21 protein-coding genes are annotated in these 20,142 nt (G+C 67.3%); 8 read left to right on the forward strand and 13 right to left on the reverse strand.

What is annotated here, in order from left to right:
• Positions 1-102: 102 nt before the first annotated feature.
• Entirely contained in the window at positions 103-366 is a 264-nt protein-coding gene (locus ABH900_RS14235; protein ID WP_010481810.1) for a DUF2007 domain-containing protein, read from the forward strand.
• 30 nt (positions 367-396) lie between these two features.
• Positions 397-1,062: a peptide-methionine (S)-S-oxide reductase MsrA gene (gene msrA / locus ABH900_RS14240; protein WP_429623699.1), complete on the forward strand. Its 666-nt coding sequence runs from the start codon at positions 397-399 to the stop codon at positions 1,060-1,062.
• 423 nt (positions 1,063-1,485) lie between these two features.
• Here the strand turns inward: msrA and ABH900_RS14245 are convergent, their stop codons facing one another.
• The 5 genes from ABH900_RS14245 to ahpC form a co-directional block, all read right to left on the reverse strand.
• Positions 1,486-2,442, reverse strand: coding sequence for a transaldolase (locus ABH900_RS14245; RefSeq protein ID WP_429623648.1), 957 nt, complete (start codon positions 2,440-2,442; stop codon positions 1,486-1,488).
• Between the two features lie 50 nt (positions 2,443-2,492).
• Positions 2,493-2,897: a nucleoside diphosphate kinase regulator gene (gene rnk, locus ABH900_RS14250; protein ID WP_429623650.1), complete on the reverse strand. Its 405-nt coding sequence runs from the start codon at positions 2,895-2,897 to the stop codon at positions 2,493-2,495.
• Positions 2,898-3,020: 123 nt separating this feature from the next.
• Positions 3,021-3,986, reverse strand: coding sequence for a LysR substrate-binding domain-containing protein (locus ABH900_RS14255; RefSeq protein WP_429623652.1), 966 nt, complete (start codon positions 3,984-3,986; stop codon positions 3,021-3,023).
• Between the two features lie 85 nt (positions 3,987-4,071).
• Positions 4,072-5,664 carry an alkyl hydroperoxide reductase subunit F gene (ahpF, locus tag ABH900_RS14260; protein WP_429623654.1) on the reverse strand — a complete coding sequence of 531 codons (1,593 nt, stop codon included), beginning with the start codon at positions 5,662-5,664 and terminating at the stop codon, positions 4,072-4,074.
• A 225-nt stretch (positions 5,665-5,889) separates the two neighbouring features.
• Entirely contained in the window at positions 5,890-6,453 is a 564-nt protein-coding gene (ahpC, locus tag ABH900_RS14265; protein WP_004144811.1) for an alkyl hydroperoxide reductase subunit C, read from the reverse strand.
• Between the two features lie 340 nt (positions 6,454-6,793).
• Between ahpC and prmC the strand changes: the two genes are divergently transcribed.
• Entirely contained in the window at positions 6,794-7,651 is an 858-nt protein-coding gene (gene prmC / locus ABH900_RS14270; protein ID WP_429623656.1) for a peptide chain release factor N(5)-glutamine methyltransferase, read from the forward strand.
• A gap of 48 nt (positions 7,652-7,699) precedes the next feature.
• On the forward strand, positions 7,700-8,641 hold the full coding sequence (pip, locus tag ABH900_RS14275; RefSeq protein WP_429623658.1) for a prolyl aminopeptidase: 942 nt from the start codon (positions 7,700-7,702) through the stop codon (positions 8,639-8,641).
• A gap of 165 nt (positions 8,642-8,806) precedes the next feature.
• Here the strand turns inward: pip and ABH900_RS14280 are convergent, their stop codons facing one another.
• Complete coding sequence (locus ABH900_RS14280) at positions 8,807-9,691, reverse strand: LysR family transcriptional regulator (RefSeq protein ID WP_429623701.1); 885 nt, start codon at positions 9,689-9,691, stop codon at positions 8,807-8,809.
• Positions 9,692-9,796: 105 nt separating this feature from the next.
• Between ABH900_RS14280 and ABH900_RS14285 the strand changes: the two genes are divergently transcribed.
• Positions 9,797-11,215: an MFS transporter gene (locus ABH900_RS14285; RefSeq protein WP_429623659.1), complete on the forward strand. Its 1,419-nt coding sequence runs from the start codon at positions 9,797-9,799 to the stop codon at positions 11,213-11,215.
• Positions 11,212-11,886 carry a DUF7716 domain-containing protein gene (locus tag ABH900_RS14290; protein WP_429623661.1) on the forward strand — a complete coding sequence of 225 codons (675 nt, stop codon included), beginning with the start codon at positions 11,212-11,214 and terminating at the stop codon, positions 11,884-11,886. Before ABH900_RS14285 ends, ABH900_RS14290 begins: the two co-directional genes overlap by 4 nt.
• Before the next feature lie 108 nt (positions 11,887-11,994).
• Here the strand turns inward: ABH900_RS14290 and ABH900_RS14295 are convergent, their stop codons facing one another.
• From ABH900_RS14295 to ABH900_RS14310, 4 genes are read right to left on the reverse strand one after another with little or no spacing between them, the layout of a single operon-like run.
• Complete coding sequence (locus ABH900_RS14295; RefSeq protein ID WP_429623663.1) at positions 11,995-12,792, reverse strand: N-formylglutamate amidohydrolase; 798 nt, start codon at positions 12,790-12,792, stop codon at positions 11,995-11,997.
• Positions 12,785-13,339, reverse strand: a complete 555-nt coding sequence (locus ABH900_RS14300) for an NUDIX hydrolase (protein WP_429623665.1) — start codon at positions 13,337-13,339, stop codon at positions 12,785-12,787. The genes ABH900_RS14295 and ABH900_RS14300 overlap by 8 nt, the downstream gene beginning before the upstream one ends.
• Positions 13,336-14,286, reverse strand: a complete 951-nt coding sequence (locus ABH900_RS14305; protein WP_429623666.1) for a 5'-3' exonuclease — start codon at positions 14,284-14,286, stop codon at positions 13,336-13,338. The genes ABH900_RS14300 and ABH900_RS14305 overlap by 4 nt, the downstream gene beginning before the upstream one ends.
• Positions 14,283-14,864 carry a nitroreductase family protein gene (locus ABH900_RS14310; RefSeq protein WP_429623668.1) on the reverse strand — a complete coding sequence of 194 codons (582 nt, stop codon included), beginning with the start codon at positions 14,862-14,864 and terminating at the stop codon, positions 14,283-14,285. The genes ABH900_RS14305 and ABH900_RS14310 overlap by 4 nt, the downstream gene beginning before the upstream one ends.
• Before the next feature lie 331 nt (positions 14,865-15,195).
• Here ABH900_RS14310 and ABH900_RS14315 point away from each other — a divergent pair, with 331 nt between their 5' ends.
• Complete coding sequence (locus ABH900_RS14315; protein WP_429623669.1) at positions 15,196-17,517, forward strand: DUF1631 domain-containing protein; 2,322 nt, start codon at positions 15,196-15,198, stop codon at positions 17,515-17,517.
• A gap of 52 nt (positions 17,518-17,569) precedes the next feature.
• Entirely contained in the window at positions 17,570-18,649 is a 1,080-nt protein-coding gene (locus ABH900_RS14320; protein ID WP_429623671.1) for an NAD(P) transhydrogenase subunit alpha, read from the forward strand.
• A gap of 121 nt (positions 18,650-18,770) precedes the next feature.
• On the opposite strand, the gene ABH900_RS14325 is transcribed toward ABH900_RS14320, so the two are convergent.
• Genes ABH900_RS14325 through ABH900_RS14335 form a run of 3 tightly spaced genes read right to left on the reverse strand, consistent with a single transcriptional unit; the run spans position 18,771 to position 20,137 of the window.
• Entirely contained in the window at positions 18,771-19,232 is a 462-nt protein-coding gene (locus ABH900_RS14325; RefSeq protein ID WP_429623672.1) for a DUF3106 domain-containing protein, read from the reverse strand.
• Between the two features lie 3 nt (positions 19,233-19,235).
• Positions 19,236-19,556: a hypothetical protein gene (locus ABH900_RS14330; protein WP_429623674.1), complete on the reverse strand. Its 321-nt coding sequence runs from the start codon at positions 19,554-19,556 to the stop codon at positions 19,236-19,238.
• A complete protein-coding gene (locus ABH900_RS14335) occupies positions 19,553-20,137 on the reverse strand; it encodes an RNA polymerase sigma factor (RefSeq protein ID WP_429623675.1) in 585 nt (194 codons plus the stop codon). The genes ABH900_RS14330 and ABH900_RS14335 overlap by 4 nt, the downstream gene beginning before the upstream one ends.
• Positions 20,138-20,142: the final 5 nt, after the last annotated feature.

Genomic DNA, 20,142 nt, shown 5'->3' on the forward strand with positions numbered 1-20,142 from the left:
TCCGGTAGCGCCGGCCGCTGGCCGGCGGAATGGTCATTCGCCGTCACCGGCGGCATTCAGCGCCCGGGCGTATGCTGGACCCCTGTCCCGTGGAGCCGCCGCATGCACATCGTGTACAAGGCCGACAACCTGTTCGACGCCCATCTGGTCAAGCACGCGCTGGAGGACGCCGGCATTCCCGCGTTCGTGTTCGGCGAGTCGCTGCTGGGCGGCATGGGGGAGCTTCCGCTGTTCGGCGTATTGCGGGTCGGCATCCCGGATGCCGCGCGCCCGCAGGCCGAGGACATCGTGGCGGCACTGGACTTGGGCCACGCCCCCGACGCCCCCATTTCAGATGCCGACGACATTGCCGGCCTGCCGGCGTAGGAGCGCATCATGTTGGGAATTGGCCAGGGCATCCTCGGCATCGGGGCCTTCAAGCAGCGTCTACCACGCCCGGAAGAGGCGTTGCCGGGGCGCGATCAGCCGTTGCCGCTGCACAGCAACCAGCACTTCGTGAACAGCCATCCGTTGAAGGAGCGCTTCGCCGGCCTGCAGCAGATCCGCTTCGCGCTGGGCTGTTTCTGGGGCGCCGAGCGCAAGTTCTGGAGCGAGCCGGGCGTGTACAGCACCTCGGTGGGCTATGCCGGCGGCATCACCCCGAACCCGACCTATGAAGAGGTCTGTTCTGGCCTGACCGGCCATACCGAGGTGGTGCAGGTGGTGTTCGATCCGGCGGTGGTGAGCCTGGAGCGGCTGTTGCAGCTGTTCTGGGAAAGCCACGACCCGACCCAGGGCATGCGCCAGGGCAACGACACCGGCACCCAGTACCGTTCGGCGATCCACGCCACCGACGAGAGCCAGTACGCGGCCGCGCTGGCCAGCCGCGAGGCCTACCAGGCGCAGCTGGCTGCGGCCGGCTATGGCCCGATCACCACCGAGATCATGTACCCGGCGCCTGAGTACTACTACGCCGAGGACTATCACCAGCAGTACCTGGCGAAGAATCCGAACGGTTACTGCGGCATCGGTGGTACCGGAGTGAGCTGCCCGATCGGATTGGATGTGGAGGCGCCGCGCTGACGCGCGGAGGTCCGCCTGCGGCGGGCAACATCAACATCCAAAGCGGCTCTGGGTTGCTGATGGTTTGGCGGGACGGGGGCGGCTGGCAGGACACGCCGTAAACCCATCCATGGGGGCTCGATGGCGCCATCCATGGCGCCAACGGTCCAGCCAGCCGCCCCCGTCCCACCTTCGACAGTTTCCCGGTGACGGTGGGCAAGAGCATGGGTTACTGACGAACTGAAGGAAAACAAAAAGGACGCGGCCTTCGCCGCGTCCTTTTTGTTTGTGAGCAAGCGCAGCGCGCGACCCGCTTCTGCTCTTCTTTTCTTTCTTCCGTGGCGGACCGCCGCAGCAACTGTCGAAGGCAGGGCCCACCCGCCCTGCCAGTCCCACGATCTGCCTTGAGCGACCCGCCACGAGGGGCTCAGCCGTTGGCCGGAATCACAGTGCCTCGCGGATCCGCTGGCGCAGTGCTTCCAGATCCTTGGCAAACGCATCAATACCCGTAGCCAGCTTCTCGGTGGCCATCGGATCGGCCGCGAGGTCGGCGGCAAACTTCGCCGCATCGATCGGCGTTACCGCCGCGCCATCGGCCGCACCGGCCACCAGCTTGCGCGGCAGCTCGCCATGGTCGGCGTCCAGCTTCTCCAGCAGGTCCGGAGAGATCGTCAGACGGTCGCAGCCGGCCAGCGCTTCGATCTGCGCGGTGGAACGGAACGAGGCGCCCATCACCACCGTCGACGAACCGCGGCGCTTGAATTCGGCATACACGCCGCGCACGAACTTCACGCCCGGGTCTTCGTCGATGGTGGCCGGGGTCTGGCCGTTGGCCACGTACCAGTCCAGGATGCGGCCCACAAACGGCGAGATCAGGAACGCGCCGGCTTCGCTGCAGGCCAACGCCTGGGTCGGGTTGAAAATCAGGGTCAGGTTGCAGTCGATGCCCTCGGCCTGCAGCACGCGGGCGGCTTCCACGCCTTCCCAGGTCGCGGCGATCTTGATCAGGATCTTCTCGCGCGGCACGCCGGCATCGGCGTACATCTGGATGAACTGGCGGGCCTTGGCTACGGTGGCGGCGGTGTCGTGGGCCTGGTCGGCGTCGACCTCGGTGGATACGCGGCCCGGCACCAGCGTGCTCAGCAGTGCGCCAACGCCGATGGTCAGGCGATCAGCCACGGCGTGCACCACGGTCTCGCGGTCGCCGCTCTGCTGGCGGCCCCAGGCCAGTTCGCGTTCGATCAGCTCGGCGTAGACCGGCAGGTCCAGCGCCTTCTTCACCAGGGTCGGGTTGGTGGTGCAGTCCACCGGCTGCAGGCGCTTGATCGCCTCGTAGTCACCGGTATCGGCAACGACCACGGACAGTTCGCGCAGCTGGGACAGTTTGGACGGGGTACTCATTACGGCTCCTGGTGCAGGGGGATTAAATCGCGCGCGATGCGCAGCGGTAATCAGGGGCGGTCGTTGTGGACCGCGGTCACGCGCAGGCGCAGCTTGCGGCCGCCGGGCGCGGTCCAGTCGATGCTCTGGCCCACCGACAGGCCAAGCAGGGCGCTGCCGACCGGGGCCAGCACGGAAACCTTGCCTTCATCGACGTTGGCTTCGCGGGGGAAGACCAAGGTCAGGACATGCTTTTCGCCCGACACTTCATCTTCGCATTCCACGCGCGAATGCATCATGACGATGCCTTCGGGAATCTGGTCCGGCGCCAGCACAGTGGCCCGGTTGAGTTCTTCGGCGAGCGCGAGCGCGGCAGGCGTCTGGCTCAGCGCAGGGGATTCGAGCATGGCGTCCAGGCGATCCATGTCGAAGGTGGAAACGGTGATCGACGGCGGCAGGCCGCTGGCGGTATTCATGGTGACGCTCCTTGGTTGAAAGCCATGCAAAAGGCGGCACCTGCTGGCGCCGCCTGTCTGTATTGTGGGGACAAATGCGCCTGGAATCGACTCCTGCCGATTCCGGGCCGGTGCTGCAGGGGCTCAGCCGTTCAGCACCGGGCCGGACAGCGCGTTGCCGCCGCCGATGTCGGCATTCACCGCCTCGAGGGTGAACAGCGCATGCGGCAGGCGCTTGAACTGGTCGGCCAGCTCCATCAGGAAGTCGTTCATCGCCGAGCTGCGCCGCCAGATCATGGCAATGCGGCGGCTGGGCCGGCCTTCGCCGGTGAAGTCGAGCAGGCGGATGTTGTTCGAGCGCGGCACCGGCGGCTGCACCGACAGGCTCGGCAGCAAGGTGATGCCGACGTCGGCGGCAACCATCTGCCGCAGCGTCTCCAGGCTGGTGGCGCGGAATTCGGACTTCTCGTTGGCACCGAACAGGCGGCACACTTCCAGAGCCTGGTCGCGCAGGCAATGGCCGTCTTCCAGCAGCAGCAGCTTCTGCGTGGCCAGTTCCTGCACGTCCAGGTGGTCGCGTCGGGCCAGCGGATGGCGCCCGGACACGGCCAGCAGGAACGGTTCCTCGAACAGGAATTCGGCGTGCAGCTGGTCATCGATCACCGGCAGCGCCAGCAGCGCAGCGTCGAGCTTGCCTTCGCGCAGGCGGTCCAGCAGCACATCGCTCTTCTCCTCCACCAACAGCAGCTCCAGCTCGGGGAAGCGCTCGCGGATGCGCGGGATCACATGCGGCAGCAGGTACGGGCCTAGGGTCGGGAAGATCCCCAGGCGAACCGTACCGGCTTCCGGATCGCGGCTGCGCCGCGCTGCTTCCTTCAGCTGCTCCACTTCGGACACGATCACCCGTGCCCGTGCGGCCGCTTCCTGGCCGGCCGGGGTGAGCATCACCTTGCGCGGCGCGCGTTCCACCAGCGGCAGGCCCAGTTCTTCTTCCAGCTTGCGGATCTGCGTGGACAGCGTGGGCTGGCTGACGAAGCAGGAGGCGGCAGCCCGGCCGAAATGCTTGTGGTCGGCCAGGGCTACCAGGTACTTCAGATCACGTAGGTTCATCCTTACACCCCAGGGGTAACGGACCGGCTGACGGCTTGGTTACCCGGCAGGCAGACAAGGTTCCCGGTGATCTGGGAACGGTGGATCAGGCAGCTTCAGCAACGGCACCGCTGCTGTTGCTCACCGACGAGCGGATCAGGTGGTCGAACGCGCTCAGTGCGGCGGTCGAACCGGCGCCCATGGCGATGATGATCTGCTTGTAAGGCACCGTCGTGCAATCGCCGGCGGCAAAAACACCCGGCAGGTTGGTCTGGCCGCGATCGTCGATGACGATCTCGCCGCGCGGCGAAAGCGCCACCACATCCTTCAGCCACTCGGTGTTGGGCAGCAGGCCGATCTGCACGAAGATGCCTTCCAGCTCGACGCGGTGGGCGTCGCCGCCGACGCGGTCCTTGTAGACCAGGCCGGTGACCCGGCTGCCGTCGCCCAGCACCTCGGTGGTCTGCGCGCTGGTCAGCACGGTGACGTTGGCCAAGCTGCGCAGCTTCTTCTGCAGCACTTCATCGGCGCGCAGGCTGGAATCGAATTCCAGCAGGGTTACATGCGACACGATACCGGCCAGGTCGATGGCCGCTTCCACACCGGAATTGCCGCCGCCAACCACCGCCACGCGCTTGCCCTTGAACAGCGGGCCGTCGCAGTGCGGGCAGTAGGCCACGCCCTTGTTGCGGTACTGGTCCTCACCCGGCACGTTCATCTGCCGCCAGCGCGCGCCGGTGGACAGGATCACCGAGCGCGACTTCAGTACCGCGCCGTTCTCCAGCTGCACCTGCACCAGGCCGTCTTCACCGGCCGGTACCAGCGCGCTGGCGCGCTGCAGGTCCATGATGTCCACCTCGTATTCGCGCACATGCTGTTCCAGGGCCGTGGCCAGCTTCGGGCCCTCGGTCTCCTTCACCGAGATGAAGTTCTCGATCGCCATGGTGTCCAGCACCTGGCCACCGAAACGCTCAGCGGCGATGCCGGTGCGGATGCCCTTGCGCGCGGCATAGATCGCTGCTGCAGCACCGGCCGGGCCACCGCCGACCACCAGTACGTCGAAGGCGTCCTTGGCGGCGATCTTCTCGGCCTCGCGCTTGCCGGCGTTGGTGTCCAGCTTGGCGACGATCTGCTCCAGGGTCATGCGGCCCTGATCGAACACTTCACCATTGAGGTACACGGTCGGCACCGACATGATCTCGCGTGCCTCGACTTCGTCCTGGAACAGGGCGCCGTCGATGGCCACGTGCTGGATGCGCGGGTTGAGCACCGCAGCCAGGTTCAACGCCTGCACCACGTCCGGGCAGTTCTGGCAGGACAGCGAGAAGTAGGTTTCGAACCTGAAGTCGCCTTCGAGGTTCTGCACTTGCTCGATCAGCTCGGCGGTGGCCTTGGACGGATGGCCGCCGACCTGCAGCAGGGCAAGCACAAGCGAGGTGAATTCGTGGCCCATCGGCAGGCCGGCGAAGGTCAGGTGGATGTCCTGGCCCGGCGTGCCCAGGTCGAAGGACGGCACGCGGCCCTGGCCCTCGCGCAGCACCTGCAGCGAGATCTTGTCCGACAGGCTTTCCAGGGTCTGCAGCAGTTCCAGCATTTCCTGCGACTTGGCGCCATCGTCGGCGTGCGCGGTGATCTGGATCGGGCGGGTCACGCGCTCCAGATAGGTCTTCAGCTGCGACTGCAGGTTGGCGTCCAACATCGGGTCATCTCCTGGCTTCAGGCAAACAGGGGGCGTGGCACCGCCGTAGAAGGTAGCGGACCAGCAGGGGGGAGGGGTGAACCCAAGACAGCGACCGTGGAAGGGGCTGGCTGGCCAAGGCTGGCGCGCGTTCGCTGTCTTGGGTTCACCCCCACGCCGGCGTGGGGACCGGCACGGGGATGAAGGGCGTGCCGCAGCGTGGGGCTGCGGCAGACCGGTACTGCCTTAGATCTTGCCGACCAGGTCCAGCGACGGGGTCAGGGTCTTTTCGCCTTCCTTCCACTTCGCCGGGCACACCTGGTTCGGGTTGGCGGCGGTGAACTGGGCAGCCTTCAGCTTGCGCAGGGTCTCGGAGACGTCACGGGCGATCTCGTTGGAGTGGATCTCCAGGGTCTTGATCACGCCTTCCGGGTTGATGATGAAGGTACCGCGCAGGGCCAGGCCTTCTTCCGGAATGTGCACGCCGAAGGCGTTGGTCAGCTGGTGGGTCGGGTCGCCGACCAGCGGGAACTGGGCCTTGCCGACGGCCGGCGAGGTTTCGTGCCACACCTTGTGCGAGAAGTGGGTATCGGTGGTGACGATGTAGACCTCGGCGCCGGCCTTCTTGAACTCGGCGTAATGGTCAGCAGCGTCTTCGATCTCGGTCGGGCAGTTGAAGGTGAACGCTGCCGGCATGAAGATCAGGACCGACCACTGGCCCTTCAGGGTGCTGTCGGAAACCTTGATGAACTCGCCATTCAGGTAAGCGTTGGCTTCGAACGGCTGGATCTGGGTGTTGATCAGGGACATCGTTTTTCCTCTGGGTGAAGGGAGTGGGTGAATCGACAGGGGCTAGATTACGGGTTTCATTTCGATAAGGACAATGCATTGATTGCATCTATTTGATAGTCGTAGTCTATCGAAATGCACTGAGTAGGTCCTGAACCCGACCGTCTCCATCCTGCAACAGCTTGTTTGACAAGGAAAATCTTCCCGGGAAGGGGAAAACGGTCGATAGCCCTTCCTTATCCCGTCGGCCAGAACCTGAACGGATTCCCTCATTCCGTATCGTTGAGCCTGCTCGACGGCTTTTCCTGTCCTGGCATCTCAATCAAAAGCGGTCGAGCAAGCTCGACTCTACAATTGCGGCATGTCCGTCCAAACCGAACCCTCCCTGCGCCAGGTCGTAGCCGACGCCAGTGCCCGCCTACAGGGCGCCGAGGCCCGTCACGAGGCCGAGCTGCTGCTGCTGCACGTGCTGGACTGCCCGCGCAGCTGGCTGTTCGCGCACGCCACCGACCCGCTGGCCGCGTCCGACCAGGCCGCCTTCGAAACATTGCTGGCACGCCGCGTGGCCGGTGAGCCGGTCGCCTATCTGACCGGCCGTCGCGGCTTCTGGACGCTGGACCTGGAGGTCGACCCGGCTACCCTGATTCCGCGCCCGGAAACTGAACTGCTGGTCGAGCTGGCGCTGGATCGTCTGCCGCTGGACCGCGCGCTGCAGCTGGCCGACCTCGGTACTGGCAGCGGCGCGATCGCGCTGGCGCTGGCCAGCGAACGGCCGCAGGCGCAGGTGCTGGCCACCGATGCCAGCACTGGCGCGTTGAAGGTGGCTGCACGCAATGCCGTCCGCCATGAACTGCGCAACGTCCGCTTCGCCGAAGGCGGACACGACTGGTATGCACCGCTGCAGGGCGCGCGCTTCGATCTGATCGCCAGCAACCCGCCGTACATCGCCAGCGACGACCCGCACCTGGCGCAGGGCGACCTGCGCTTCGAACCGGCGACCGCGCTGGCGTCCGGTCCGGATGGCCTGGATGACATCCGCCGCATCGTCGATGGCGGTCAAGCCCATCTGCTGCCCGGCGGCTGGCTGCTGATCGAACACGGTTGGGACCAGGGCGAGGCGATCCGCGCGCTGTTCGACGCCGCCGGTTTCGCGGAGGTGCAGACCGCGCAGGACCTGGAGCAGCGCGATCGCATCACCCTGGGCCGGCGTCCGGCCTAGAATGGAGGTTCTCCTGCCCCGGCAGGGCATCACCCTGGAGCTGCAAGCATGCGTACGCTGTACCCCGCCATCGCCCCCTACGACGTCGGCACCCTGAAGGTTGACGACCGCCACACGCTGTACTTCGAACAGTGCGGCAATCCGGCCGGCAAGCCGGTGGTGATGCTGCACGGTGGCCCGGGCGGCGGTTGCAGCGACAAGATGCGCCAGTTCCACGACCCGTCCAAGTACCGCATCATCCTGTTCGACCAGCGCGGTGCCGGCCGTTCCACGCCGCACGCGGACCTGGTGGACAACACCACCTGGGATCTCGTTGCCGACATCGAGAAACTGCGCGAACACCTGAAGGTCGACCGTTGGCAGGTGTTCGGTGGCAGCTGGGGCTCCACTCTGGCACTGGCCTATGCCGAGACCCACCCACAGCGCGTGACTGAACTGGTGCTGCGCGGCATCTTCATGCTGCGCCGCTGGGAACTGGAATGGTTCTACCAGGAAGGCGCCAACCGCCTGTTCCCGGATGCGTGGGAGCACTACCTGAAGCCGATTCCGGCCGTGGAGCGGCATGACCTGATCTCTGCCTTCCATCGCCGCCTGACCAGCGACGACGAAGCCACCCGGCTGGATGCGGCCAAGGCCTGGGCGGTGTGGGAGGGGGCGACCAGCTTCCTGCACGTGGACGATGACTTCATCAACAGCCACGAAGACCCGCACTTCGCACTGGCCTTCGCCCGCATCGAGAACCACTATTTCGTCAACGGCGGCTTCTTCGAGGTGGAAGACCAGCTGCTGCGCGACGCGCATCGCATCGCCGACATTCCGGGCGTGATCGTGCACGGCCGCTACGACGTGGTCTGCCCGCTGGCCAACGCCTGGGACCTGACCAAGGTGTGGCCGAAGGCGAAGCTGGAGATCACCCCGGCCTCGGGGCACTCCGCGTTCGAAGCCGAGAACGTCGACGCGCTGGTGCGCGCCACCGATGGTTTTGCCTGATTGCAGGTAGTGCCGGCCGCTGGCCGGCAACGCCTCACCGGTAGCGCCGGGCAATGTCCGGTGAAACGCTCATCCACGCGCGGCGTGGATCTACTACGGATCAGTAGAGCCAGGCCATGCCTGGCTGCATTTGCATTGAAACGTTCATCCACGCGCGGCGTGGATCTACCATTCCCCAGCCAGCAACGCCTCGGCCAGCACCTGCAGCTTCGGCGAATGCTGCCGTGACGGCGGGTAGATCAACGACAGCGCGCGGCTGCGGCCTTCAAACGGCTGCAGTACGCGTTGCAGGCGGCCGTCGGCCAGGGCGTCGGCCACGGCGAAATCCATCACCTGCACGATGCCGATACCGGCGATGGCAGCCTCCACCAGCGGGTCACCGCTGTCGAACACCATCCGCGCCGGCGGCGTGACCTCGCGCAGTTGCCCGTTCTGCAGGAACTGCCAGTCGACCTGCCGCCCGCTGCGCAGGTTGCGCACCGCCAGGCAGGCATGGTCCTGCAGCGCGGCGACATCGGCCGGTGCACCGTGCCGCGCCAGGTACGCGGGGCTGGCCACCGTCACCCAGCGCAGAGGGCGCAGCGGCCGCGCAATGATGCGCTGGTCGGCGATGGCGCCGGTACGCAGCGCAGCATCGAATCCTTCTTCGACCAGATCGACCAGACGATCGCTGAGTACCGCTTCCACCTGCAGCTGCCGGTGCCGCTGCAGAAGGGGACCCAGCAGCGGCACAAGCACCTTGCGCCCGAACATCGACGGCGCGCTGATCTTCAACGTGCCCGAAGGCGTGCAGGGACGGTCGGCCAACTGGCGCTCGGCATCCTCGAAACCGCACAGCAGCGGCGCGACCTGATCGACGAACTGGCGGCCATCCGGGGTCAGCGCCACGTTGCGGGTGTTCCGCTGCAGCAGCTTCACCCCCAGCGTGGCCTCCAGCCGGCCGATCGCGCGCGACAGGCCGGATTGGCTCAGGCCCAGCTGTCCGGCCGCCACGGTGAAGCTGCGTGCTTCGGCCACCTGCACCAGCATGCGCACCGCATTGAGGTCCATCGATGTTCCATTCATGCCGAAAATCATGACAGAAATAGCCTTGAGGGGGTTTATTGATTGGTCCGCATCAATGAGACTGCGCTCCCCCACCGCTCCAGACCGCCGATGCCTCCTCTCAAATACCCGCGCTGGGCGCTGACCCTGCTGGCCACCGCACAGCTGATCATCGCCCTGGATGCCACCATCATCTTCGTTGCCCTGCATGACATGGGTCGTGCGCTGCAGATCAACGCGCAGCAGCTGCAGTGGGTGGTCAGCGCCTACACCGTCGCCTTCGGTGGCAGCCTGCTGCTGGGCGGGCGCGCGGCCGACCTCCTAGGCCGGCGCCGCTTCTACCGGTTGGGCATGCTGCTGTTCGCGCTGGCCTCGCTGCTCGGCGCGCTGGCGCCGAACGCCACGCTGCTGATCATCGCGCGTGCGGCGCAGGGCATCGGTGCGGCGCTGCTGTTCCCGGCCACGTTGGCCCTGATCAATACCCTGTATGCGGAAGGCCCGGTACGCAACCGCGCGCTGGCGATCTGGAGCATGGCCAGCGCCGCGGGCCTGGCGCTGGGTACGTTGCTGGGTGGCGTGCTGACCCAGGCGTTCGGCTGGCCGGCGGTGCTGGCGGTGATCGTGCCGTTGGCCACGGCCTGTGCGGTCGCCGCGGGCGCGTGGCTGCCGGCCGATGGTCCGCGCGTGCGTGGTCGTTCCTTCGATCTGGCCGGTTGCCTCACTGTCACCGCTGGCGGCAGCCTGCTGGTCACCACTCTGGTGCAGGGGCCGGAGTGGGGCTGGAGCGCGCCGGCCACGATTCTCTGCCTGCTGTTGTCGGCCGCGCTGCTGGCGGTGTTCGTGCAGATTGAAAAGCGCAGCCGCGACCCGCTGATGCAGTTCGTGCTGTTGCGCCTGCCCGGCCTGCGTGCGGCACTCGGCCTGACTTTCGCGTTCATGAGCAGCTATGGCGTGCAGTACTACTTCCTGGCGCTGTACTTCCAGGATGGTTACGGCTGGAGCCCGCTGCAGGCCGGCATGGCGTTCCTGCTGCCGACGCTGGTGTGCACCTTCGGCATCCGTATCGCCGAGCGCATGCTGCACCGCCGTTCGCCACGCCAGGTGCTGGCCTGGGGCTTCGCCGCTGGCGCCATCGGCATCACCGCGGTGGCGCTGGCGATGCCGCACGGCGCCAGCTATTGGTCGCTGCTGCCGGGCATCGTGGTGCTCAGCGTCGGCCAGGGCATGAGCTGGACGGCGATGTGGATCGTGGCGGGGCAGGGCGTGCCGGGGCCGCAGCAGGGGGTTGCCTCGGGCATGGCCGCTACCGCGCAGCAGATCGGCGGTGCGTTGGGCCTGGCGGTGCTGGTGATGGTGGCCAACGCCGCGCGCGGCACGCAGGTGGCAACCAGTCCTGATGCCCTGCAGGGCATGGTCAATGCACAGTACGGTGCCGCGCTGTTCGCTGCGCTCGGCGTGGTCATCGCGTTGGGCCTGCGTCCGGCGCGGGTAGACTCGGCAGCGACCGCTTGCCTGAGCAAAGAAGCATGATCGAGCTGCTGGACCTGCAACAGACGCTGCACGCCTTCGCAGCCTGCAACGATGACGATGAGGTGTACGCCTCCTTCGGTTGGGTGCACGCCACCGATGACGACCTGCTGCAGGCGCGCTTCTGGTTGCCGGCCGATGAAGACGTCGCGTTCGACGATGACGGCGAGGTGCCCGAGGCCGCGCAGGCGCTGGGGCTGTCGACCTGCCTGGAACCGGCAACGTTCGCTGACGTCCTGGATGTGCAGAAGCGCCAGCGTCCGCTTTCTTCCCTGCACGATTACGCCGGAGCGTTGGCGTACTACGCAGAGTACGATGCCTTCCTGCAGGTGGACGGTGTCGATGAGGCATTGGGCGAGGCGGGTGCCGCCGAGCAGGTCGCTGCGCGCGCAGCCGGGGTCGCACCAGGCATTTTCGCTGCCTTCCAGTTGACGCTGACGGGCTGTGCGGACGAGCAGATCAAGGCTGCGGCACAGCGCGTGGCGCACCTGCTCGACATTCCGGTGGGCGAGGCGCTGGCGCGCTGCCGTGAGCTGCCGCTGGTGCTGGGTGAGGCGCTGGATCGGCGTCGAGCACAGGCGATCAAGGATGATCTTGAAGCGATCGGCGCACGCGTGCAGGTTCGCGGGTTCAAGCCGTTCCCGTGGATGGATGTTCCCGTGCTGCGTTCATGAAAATCATCCACGCATGGCGTGGATCTACTGGGATCCTGCCTCGTTCGTTTCCGCCGAACGCGGATGTCCGTCAGCGCTGCAGTAGATCCACGCCATGCGTGGATGGGGTCATCCGAACGCCAACAACCGCGGCTGCAACGCGCTGAAAATCCGCGCCAGCCGCTCCGCCCACGCCTGCTGCCCGGCTTCATCGGCAATCAGGTCCTGGCGGATCTCCAGTTCCACATGCACCAGGCCACGGCCTTCACCATGCACCGGCACCGCGTAGTCGCTGCTGCGGTTGACCGAATACGGTTCGTTGTCGCCCACCACAAGGTCGCCTTCATCGCGCAGCGCCTGCAGCAATGCGTGGGCAAAACGTGTGTCCTGGTGGTACAGCACGCCGGCATGCCAGGGACGCTGCACGCCATTCATGGTCGGCGTGAAACTGTGCATCATCACCAGCAGCGTCGGCCGGTCCGCTTCACGACGTGCATCCAGTTCGGCATCGATGCGCGCATGGTAGGGCGCGTGGATCGCATCGATGCGCTGCTGCCGCTGCGCTGGCGACAGCCCGGCATTGCCCGGCACCACGGTGTGGTCGCTGACCTCGGGGATCAGCGTGGGCGAAACCAGGGGGCGGTTGCAGTCGATCAGCAGCCGCGAATAGGTCTGCTCGATCGCCCACGCATCCAGCCGCTCGGCCAGTGCACGGGTGGTGCCGCCGATGCCGATGTCCCAGCCGATATGCCGGTCCAGTTCGGTCTGCGGCAATCCAAGGTCGTTCAGCGCACGCGGTACCCGCTGGCCTGCATGATCGGCCAGCAGCAGGAACGGCGAAGCTCCCTGCGCACGGTGCACGCTGAAAATCGCCGGATCGTCGGCACCCAGCAGCGCCGGCAGCGTATGCAGGTCGGCGTCAGCCACGTGGGCGCCCGTCCAGGTGGTGCTCGATCATCCACAGCCCGGCCCACAGTTTGGCGTCCAGCTCGTAGCCTTCGCCCATCTTCTGCACCAGCCAGGCAGCCGCCTGGCTGCGTGGAATTTCGTGCACGGTGATGTCCTCGCTGTCATCACCGCCGCCGGCGCCGATCCGGCGCAGGCCGGTGGCGCGCACGAACGCAATCTTCTCGTTGCTCGCGCCGGAGGAGGTCGGGCCGATCATCAGCACTTCGGCGTGCGCGGCGGTCCAACCGGTCTCTTCTTCCAGCTCGCGTACGGCCGAGACTTCAATCGACTCGCCGGCGTCGATGTCGCCGACCAGCCCCGCCGGCATCTCGATGGTGGGGGCCTGCAGCGGGACGCGGAACTGTTCGACGAACAGCACGTTGTCTTCGGGGGTGACGGCGATGATGATCGCGGCCAGGCCGCCGGCGTGGGTGCGTTCGCTGTATTCCCAGCTGCCGCGCACGACCATGCGCTGGTACTTGCCTTCGTAGACGACACGCGGTGCTTCGGTATTGCGCTGGCTCATGCGGGCTCGCCGGAATTGGAAAACGATGGAGTGGGAAGAGGGTCTGCCACGCCGGCCGCATCGAACAGCCGGCGACGGGTCATCGGGCCGAAGCGCAGGGTCTGGCAGAGGCCGCCGAGCAGTTCCGGATCGGCGGCCTGGCGTGGCATGCCGCGCTGGCTCCCTTCCAGTGGTGCGTCCAGTGCGATGGTGGTCAGCTGGCGCCAGAGCTGGGCGTGCTCGCGCTGCTCACGCAGGCGCACCGCCATCTGCGCGGCGCCGCGCAGGCGCAGGAACGGCACTTCGTCCAGGCGCTCATACAGCACGTCCATGCTGCCGAAGTGGGCCAGCAGCACGGCCGCCGACTTGGCGCCGACACCACTGATGCCCGGAATGTTGTCCACCGCATCGCCACACAGCGCCAGGTAGTCGGCGATCTGGTGCGCGTGCACGCCATGGCGGGCCTTCACGCCGGCCATGTCCCAACGCTGGTTGCGTGCGTAGTCCCACTGCTCGTCGTGGTCGACCAGCAGCTGCGACAGGTCCTTGTCGGCGGAGATGATCACGCCGCGATGGCTGCCACGGTGTTCATGCAGGGCGCTTCCGATCAGATCATCGGCCTCATACTCGTGGTGTGCCAGCACGGCCAGGCCGAGCGCCGCGCACAACGCCTTGCAGTGTACGAACTGACGCTTGAGTGCCTCCGGTGCAGGGTCACGGTTGGCCTTGTAGGCCGGGTACAGGCGGTGGCGGAAGCCGCTGTCCAGTGCTTCATCGAAGGCGATGGCGATATGCCGCGGGCGCTCGCGTTCGAGCAGGTCCAGCAGGAAGCGGGCGAAACCGTGCACAGCATTGGTCGGCCAGCCCTGCGCATCCTGGAACTGGTCCGGCAGCGAATGCCAGGCACGGAACACGTAGATGCTGGCGTCAACCAGGTACAGCGGAGGCATGGGTGCGGGCAGGCTCATGCCGGAGGCGTCCAGTCGCGCAACAGCGCAGCCGGGTCGGGGCGCTCACGCTCAGGCACCGCGGCCTTGGGGGTGCCGATGTGGATGAAACCGGCGATGCGCTCGCCTTCGGCCAGGCCCAGGTGCGCCTGCACGAGCGGGTCGAACGCCATCCAGGCGGTCAGCCACTGCGCGCCGAATCCCAGCGCCTGCGCGGCCTGCAGCAGTGCGAAGCAGACGCAGCCGGCGGTCATCAGCTGTTCCTGCTCGGGCACTTTCGGGTCCGGGCGAGGGCTGGCCACCACCACGATCACCAGCGGCGCATGGCTGAATCGCTGGCGATCCTTCTCGAATACGGCTTCGCCGGCGTGCGGGTCGCGCTGGCGGCTGCGCATGGCCAGGAAGTCGCCCAGAGTGTGACGTGCATCGCCAGCGATTTTCAGGAAACGGAACGGCACGCGCTTACCGTGGTCGGGAACGCGCACCGCCGAGGCCAGCATCCGCTGCAGGGTGGCCGGGTCCGGCCCGGGCTCGCCGAGTTGCCGCGAGGGCACCGAGCGGCGGGCATCCAGGGCAAGCAGGGCAGCGGGGTCGGGCATGGCGTCTGAACCGGTCATCACGGGTGTTTGATTATAGTCGGGGTGGTCAACGACGCCGTTTGTGTCGCGCCCGGCCCTTGAATATCAAACTGTGATGAACGTCATGCCACTGACGGGGAACGGACGGCCACTTCCCCTCGCCTCGCAGGCCTTGCACGGCTTACGATATCTATCTTGCCGGGCCGCCGGTCATGAGGTTTGAAGTGAGGACTGTTTCACTGTCCGTGACGGGCTGGCCGGCCTACCATCGACGTACCGGCACATGGGGTGTGCCGTTCGTCGCGATGTCCATGCTGTCTGTCGTACCAGAGAAGGTGGGGAGCCTTCCCGAATGATGAGCGTGCCCACACCGATGGGATCACCGGGCGGTGACCCGGCCCAGCTGCAGCGTGCCCGGGACATGGTCCTGCCGGCGCTGTGCCAGGTCTTCGGGGCCGCACTGGCGCGCTTCGACGATGCCCTGTTCGACCGTGCCGGCAATGCCGGCTCGTCGCAGCTGCTGTTCCTGGATGCGATGCGCGAACTGCGCCGTCGCCGTGAGGACATCGCCGCCGCCTTCTCCGGTCACCTGCAACGGGCCTGGGACGCCTTGGCGGCCGGTGAGCCGCTGTCGGCCGAGGCGACCCTGTCCGGGCCGGCCGAGGATGGCCTGAGCCTGCTGGCCGAGCATGTCCTGGAGTCTCGGCTGGCGGTACGCAATTTCGCCACCGTGCTGCTGCGTGACTTCAAGCCGGTACTGGCACGGCTGGACCGCCGCCTGGGCCGGTTGATCGGTGGTGCGGAGCTGGATGCCGACCGCAATCCGATCAGCCCCGAGCACCTCGGCGTGGCCATCCACGAAGCATTTGCCGGCTGCGAACTGGCGCCGGAAGTCCACCTGGTGCTGATCAAGCTGTGCGAGCGTGACCTGCGCGTGCCGGTGGGTCGCATCTACGAAAAGCTGGACGAGCAACTGGCCGCGGCCGGGGTGATGTCGCAGATGGGCGCGCCGCAGCGCCCGCGGTCGGCTGCTCCAGACCCACGCATGGCCGGAGTGCTGGACGATCTGGTCGAACAGCGCCACAGCGCGGGCTTTGACACCGAATTCGGCGATGACGAGCAGGCCGCACCGGCCTGGGCGCAGCGCTTCGCCGCACGCTGGTCCGAGCGCCGTGGCCATATGCAGCAGCACCTGGATGGCGAAGACGGCGGCAGCGGTGAAGCCTACGCGGGCCAGCAGGGCATGCTGCTGGAAGCGCTGCACGAACTGCTGCAGCAGACCCGCCACGTGCGGGAGGACGCCACCTCGGCCGCACAGGTGGCGATCGGCCAGCAGCGTCCGTTGAGCCAGCGCGAAATGATGTCGGTCCTGTCGCTGCTCCAGGCCACGCCCAGTGCGACGCTGCGTGCGGCGATCGGCGAGGACGGCGAATCGCTGGCCCAGCGTTTGAAGAGCGAGGTGCTGTCCAGCGCCACACAGCTTGGCGTGGATCCCGGGCAGACCCGGCTGGATCCGCAGGATGAGGATGCGATCGATCTGGTCGGCATGCTGTTTGATGTGATGCTGGACGAACGTGAGCTGGAGGGCCGCTCGCGCGAGCTGATCGGCCGCCTGGTGGTGCCGTTCGTCAAGGTCGCCATGCTCGACCGCCGCATGTTCGTGCAGAAGACCCATCCTGCCCGCAAGCTGCTCAATTCGCTGGCCGAGGCCTGCGAAGGCAACACCGGCGAGAGCCAGGCCGAGCGCATGCTGATGGCCAAGGTCGAGGAGATCATCGAGCGGCTGGTGGCCGAGTTCAACGAGAACCTGGCGATCTTCCTGACCCTGGAAGAGGAATTCCGCGAATTCCTGGTGCAGCATCGCCGCCGCGTGGAAATCGCCGAGCGTCGTGCGGCGGAAACGCAGCGTGGCCAGGAAAAGCTGGAGATGGCCCGCAGCCGCGCTGGTGCTGAGCTGGACCGCCGCATCGGCGATGCCACCCTGCCGCCGGCGATCACCGGATTCCTGCGCCAGCCCTGGCAGCACCACTTGACCCTGGCGCTGTTGCGCGAGGGCGAGGAAGGGGCATCGGTGACCGAGGCACTGAGCCTGGGCGACGGCCTGTTGGAGGAAGTGGCCGAGGCGCGCCGGCAGATCGTCGGCAAGCCCTGGCTGCAGGCCTGGCAGCCGGTGCTGGCCAAGGTGTTCGCCAGTGTCGGCGTGCATGGCGATGCGGCCACCGCCGCCATCGACGCGCTGCATGACACCTTGCAGGGCATCGCTGAATCGCGGCCGGAACTGCAGCGCGCGCTGCCCGAACTGCCGCAGGTGGCGCTGCCGGCGCCGCCGGTGGCCGAATCGCCCACGGTGGAGCTGGCGGGCCAGGTCGATGACGATGATTTCGACAATGCCGATGCCGACCGCTTCCGCCGCATGGAAATCGGCAATTGGCTGGACTTCGTCGACAAGGACGGCAAGGTCCAGGCCGGCAAGCTGTCCTGGGTCAGCCCGATTTCCTCGCGCCTGCTGTTCGTCAACCGTCGCGGTGTGCGCTTCTGCGTGGCCTCGCCGGAAGAACTGGCGGTGATGGTGCGGCTGGGTCGCCTGCGCGCCCATGTCGACGATGGTGCCTTCGACAGCGCCATGCAGGGCGTGATCGATCGGCTTGATCCGGGCAGCGCTACCCTGCACTGAGTACGGGCTGCCTGCTAGGATCGGGAAAACTCACCGATCAGCGGGGACCTGCATGGCCGTGGCGTTGCTGGGGATCAAGGAGACCGCGCCGGATGAACGGCGCGTGGCGCTGACGCCTGAAACCGCGCGCAAGCTCGGTGCCTTGGGCATCACCGTCTGGTACGAAGCCGGCGCGGGTCTGGCTGCCGGTTTCACCGATGCCGCCTATGACGATGCCGGTGCGCGGGCCTTCGATGCCGGGCGTTGGGGCGAGGTCGACATCCTGCTGTGCGTGCAGGCACCGCCGGCCGCTGTATTGGCGCGGCTCAAGCCCGGTGCCAGCGTGGTCGGCCTGTTGACCCCGGCCAGCGATCCGGCGCTGGCCGCGCTGGCGGCAGACGACCGCCTGCACCTGTTCCCGCTGCAGCAGCTGCCGCGCACCACGCGTGCGCAGGCCATGGACGTGCTCAGTTCGCAGGCCGGCATGGCTGGCTACAAGGCCGCGCTGATCGCCGCCGAGCGCGCACCGCGCTTCTTCCCGATGCTGACCACCGCGGCCGGTACCCTGCGCCCGGCCAAGGTGCTGGTGATCGGTGCCGGCGTGGCGGGCCTGCAGGCCATCGCCACCGTGCGCCGGCTCGGTGCACAGGTGGAAGGCTTCGACGTGCGACCGGAAACCCGCGAGCAGATCCAGTCGCTGGGTGCGCGCTTCCTGGATCTGGGAGTAAGCGCGGCGGGCGAGGGCGGCTATGCCCGCGCGCTGACCGACGAGGAACGGGCCGAACAGCAGCGTCGGCTGGCCGAGCACCTGCGTAGTGTGGATGTGGTGATCTGCACCGCCGCGGTGCCGGGGCGCCCGGCGCCGACGATTGTGACCGCCGCGATGGTGGAGGGAATGGCCACCGGCAGCGTGATCGTTGATCTGGCGGCCGAGAGCGGTGGCAACTGTGCGTTGACCCAGCCCGGGGAGAGCATCGAGCACCGGGGTGTGATCATCGAAGGCCCGCTGGGCCTGGCCAGCCGCGGTGCGACCCAGGCCAGCGAGATGTATGCACGCAACCTGCTCAACTTCGTTGCGTTGTTCGTGCGCGAAGGTCAGCTCGACTTCGACTGGGAAGACGAGTTGCTGGCGAAGACCCGCTGGCAGGCGTGAATGACATGGGGTCAGATCCCTTTGCCGCAGGCAAAGGGATCTGACCCCGGTTCCCGGAATCTGCCAGGGGTCGGATCCCTTTGCGTCAGCAAAGGGCTCTGACCCCGTTACCCGGGGCGTTTTACCGCGGCTTCGCCGGAGGCGGGTTGTCGCGCACCCAGTCCTTGCGCTGTTCCGGCGTCATCTGCGACCAGCGCTCACGCAGGGCCTCGCGCTGTGCCGGCGGCATGTCGCGCATCTGCCCGAACAGTGCGCGCGCCTGCTCACGCTGTTCCGGGCTCATGTGCTCGAAGCGGCGCAGGCCACGGCGGGCCTTGTCACGTTCCTCCGGGCTCATCGATTGCCAACGCTGGCCATGCGACAGCATGCGCTGGCGCTGGCCGGCATCGGCGCTGTTCCAGCGGTCGCGCAGCGGCGCCAGCAGGGATTCGCGCTGGGCTTCGCTCAGTTGTTCCCAGGCCGGCGGCGGTGCGGCGGGCGTGGCGCGCGCGGTCGGAGCGGGCGCGGCGCTTTGCGCCAGCGCCGGGACGGCCGGCAGCAGCGACAGAGTCAGCAGCAGCGGCAGGATGTGCAGTCGGGGCATGATTCACTCCATCGCCAGGTCGGTATCGCCCAGCCACAGGTACAGATCGGGATTCTCGTCATATAGCGCGCTGTTGTCTTCCACCGAGGCGAGAACCGGTGCCGGGCCAGCCAGATTGCCATGGCCGGTAAGCTGCACACCGATCCCCAGCGCGACCACCAGCGAACAGGCGCTGGCCAGCCACCAGCGCCAGCGCCCCCGATGGGCTGCGGTTGCACCGTGCCGGGCCAGGCGCAGCCGTGCCAGCGTAGCCGGCGACAACGCTTGCAGCGACTGCGCGTGCAGGTCGCGCAGGAGGTCATCGGAGGGCAGGGAGCGGTTCACGGTTGGTTCTCCAGGTAGTCCTGCAGCGCCTGTCGGGCGCGTGCCAGATGGGTTTTGACCGCGCCTTCGCTGCAGCCCATGGCGCGGGCGGTGGTGGCCCCGTCCAGGTCCTGCAGCACGCGCAGGGTGAATGCCTCACGTTGGCGCGCGGGCAGCGTGCGCAGCGCCTGTACCAGCTGCTGGTACTGCTGGCGCTGCTCGTGCGCCTGGGCCGGGTCCGGGCCAGGGTCGGCCCAGTCGATCGCGGCGCCCTCGGCATCCTGGTTGTCGCGCCAGAACGGCAGGCGGAAGCGGCGCCGGCGCTGCAGGTCGATCACCCGCCGGCGCAGGATGCTCCAGAACAGCGGTGCCCATTCGGCGGCCGGCTTGTCGGCGTAGTCCAGCATGCGCAGCAGCGCGTCCTGCACCGCGTCCATGGCGTCTTCGCGCTGGCGCAGGCCGGCTTCGGCGAAACGGAACGCGCGCGGGCCGACGCTGGCCAGGAACGCCTCCAGCGACGCCGGCAGGGCATCGGTCTCGGCGCTCGGGGGGACGGGGCTGCTCACCAGCACAGGGTACGGTTCCTCGCTCGGGGTCACCATCGACA

The organism is Stenotrophomonas sp. AN71 (assembly GCF_050435725.1).
Taxonomy (GTDB): Bacteria; Pseudomonadota; Gammaproteobacteria; order Xanthomonadales; family Xanthomonadaceae; genus Stenotrophomonas.

Coding starts and splice junctions, on each gene's coding strand:
- ABH900_RS14235 (WP_010481810.1), top strand. CDS start 103: ATGCACATCGTGTACAAGGCCGACAACCTGTTCGACGCCCATCTGGTC.
- ABH900_RS14245 (WP_429623648.1), bottom strand. CDS start 2,442: ATGAGTACCCCGTCCAAACTGTCCCAGCTGCGCGAACTGTCCGTGGTC.
- rnk (WP_429623650.1), bottom strand. CDS start 2,897: ATGAATACCGCCAGCGGCCTGCCGCCGTCGATCACCGTTTCCACCTTC.
- ABH900_RS14255 (WP_429623652.1), bottom strand. CDS start 3,986: ATGAACCTACGTGATCTGAAGTACCTGGTAGCCCTGGCCGACCACAAG.
- ahpF (WP_429623654.1), bottom strand. CDS start 5,664: ATGTTGGACGCCAACCTGCAGTCGCAGCTGAAGACCTATCTGGAGCGC.
- ahpC (WP_004144811.1), bottom strand. CDS start 6,453: ATGTCCCTGATCAACACCCAGATCCAGCCGTTCGAAGCCAACGCTTAC.
- prmC (WP_429623656.1), top strand. CDS start 6,794: ATGTCCGTCCAAACCGAACCCTCCCTGCGCCAGGTCGTAGCCGACGCC.
- pip (WP_429623658.1), top strand. CDS start 7,700: ATGCGTACGCTGTACCCCGCCATCGCCCCCTACGACGTCGGCACCCTG.
- ABH900_RS14280 (WP_429623701.1), bottom strand. CDS start 9,691: ATGGACCTCAATGCGGTGCGCATGCTGGTGCAGGTGGCCGAAGCACGC.
- ABH900_RS14285 (WP_429623659.1), top strand. CDS start 9,797: ATGCCTCCTCTCAAATACCCGCGCTGGGCGCTGACCCTGCTGGCCACC.
- ABH900_RS14290 (WP_429623661.1), top strand. CDS start 11,212: ATGATCGAGCTGCTGGACCTGCAACAGACGCTGCACGCCTTCGCAGCC.
- ABH900_RS14300 (WP_429623665.1), bottom strand. CDS start 13,339: ATGAGCCAGCGCAATACCGAAGCACCGCGTGTCGTCTACGAAGGCAAG.
- ABH900_RS14305 (WP_429623666.1), bottom strand. CDS start 14,286: ATGAGCCTGCCCGCACCCATGCCTCCGCTGTACCTGGTTGACGCCAGC.
- ABH900_RS14310 (WP_429623668.1), bottom strand. CDS start 14,864: ATGCCCGACCCCGCTGCCCTGCTTGCCCTGGATGCCCGCCGCTCGGTG.
- ABH900_RS14315 (WP_429623669.1), top strand. CDS start 15,196: ATGATGAGCGTGCCCACACCGATGGGATCACCGGGCGGTGACCCGGCC.
- ABH900_RS14320 (WP_429623671.1), top strand. CDS start 17,570: ATGGCCGTGGCGTTGCTGGGGATCAAGGAGACCGCGCCGGATGAACGG.
- ABH900_RS14325 (WP_429623672.1), bottom strand. CDS start 19,232: ATGCCCCGACTGCACATCCTGCCGCTGCTGCTGACTCTGTCGCTGCTG.
- ABH900_RS14335 (WP_429623675.1), bottom strand. CDS start 20,137: ATGGTGACCCCGAGCGAGGAACCGTACCCTGTGCTGGTGAGCAGCCCC.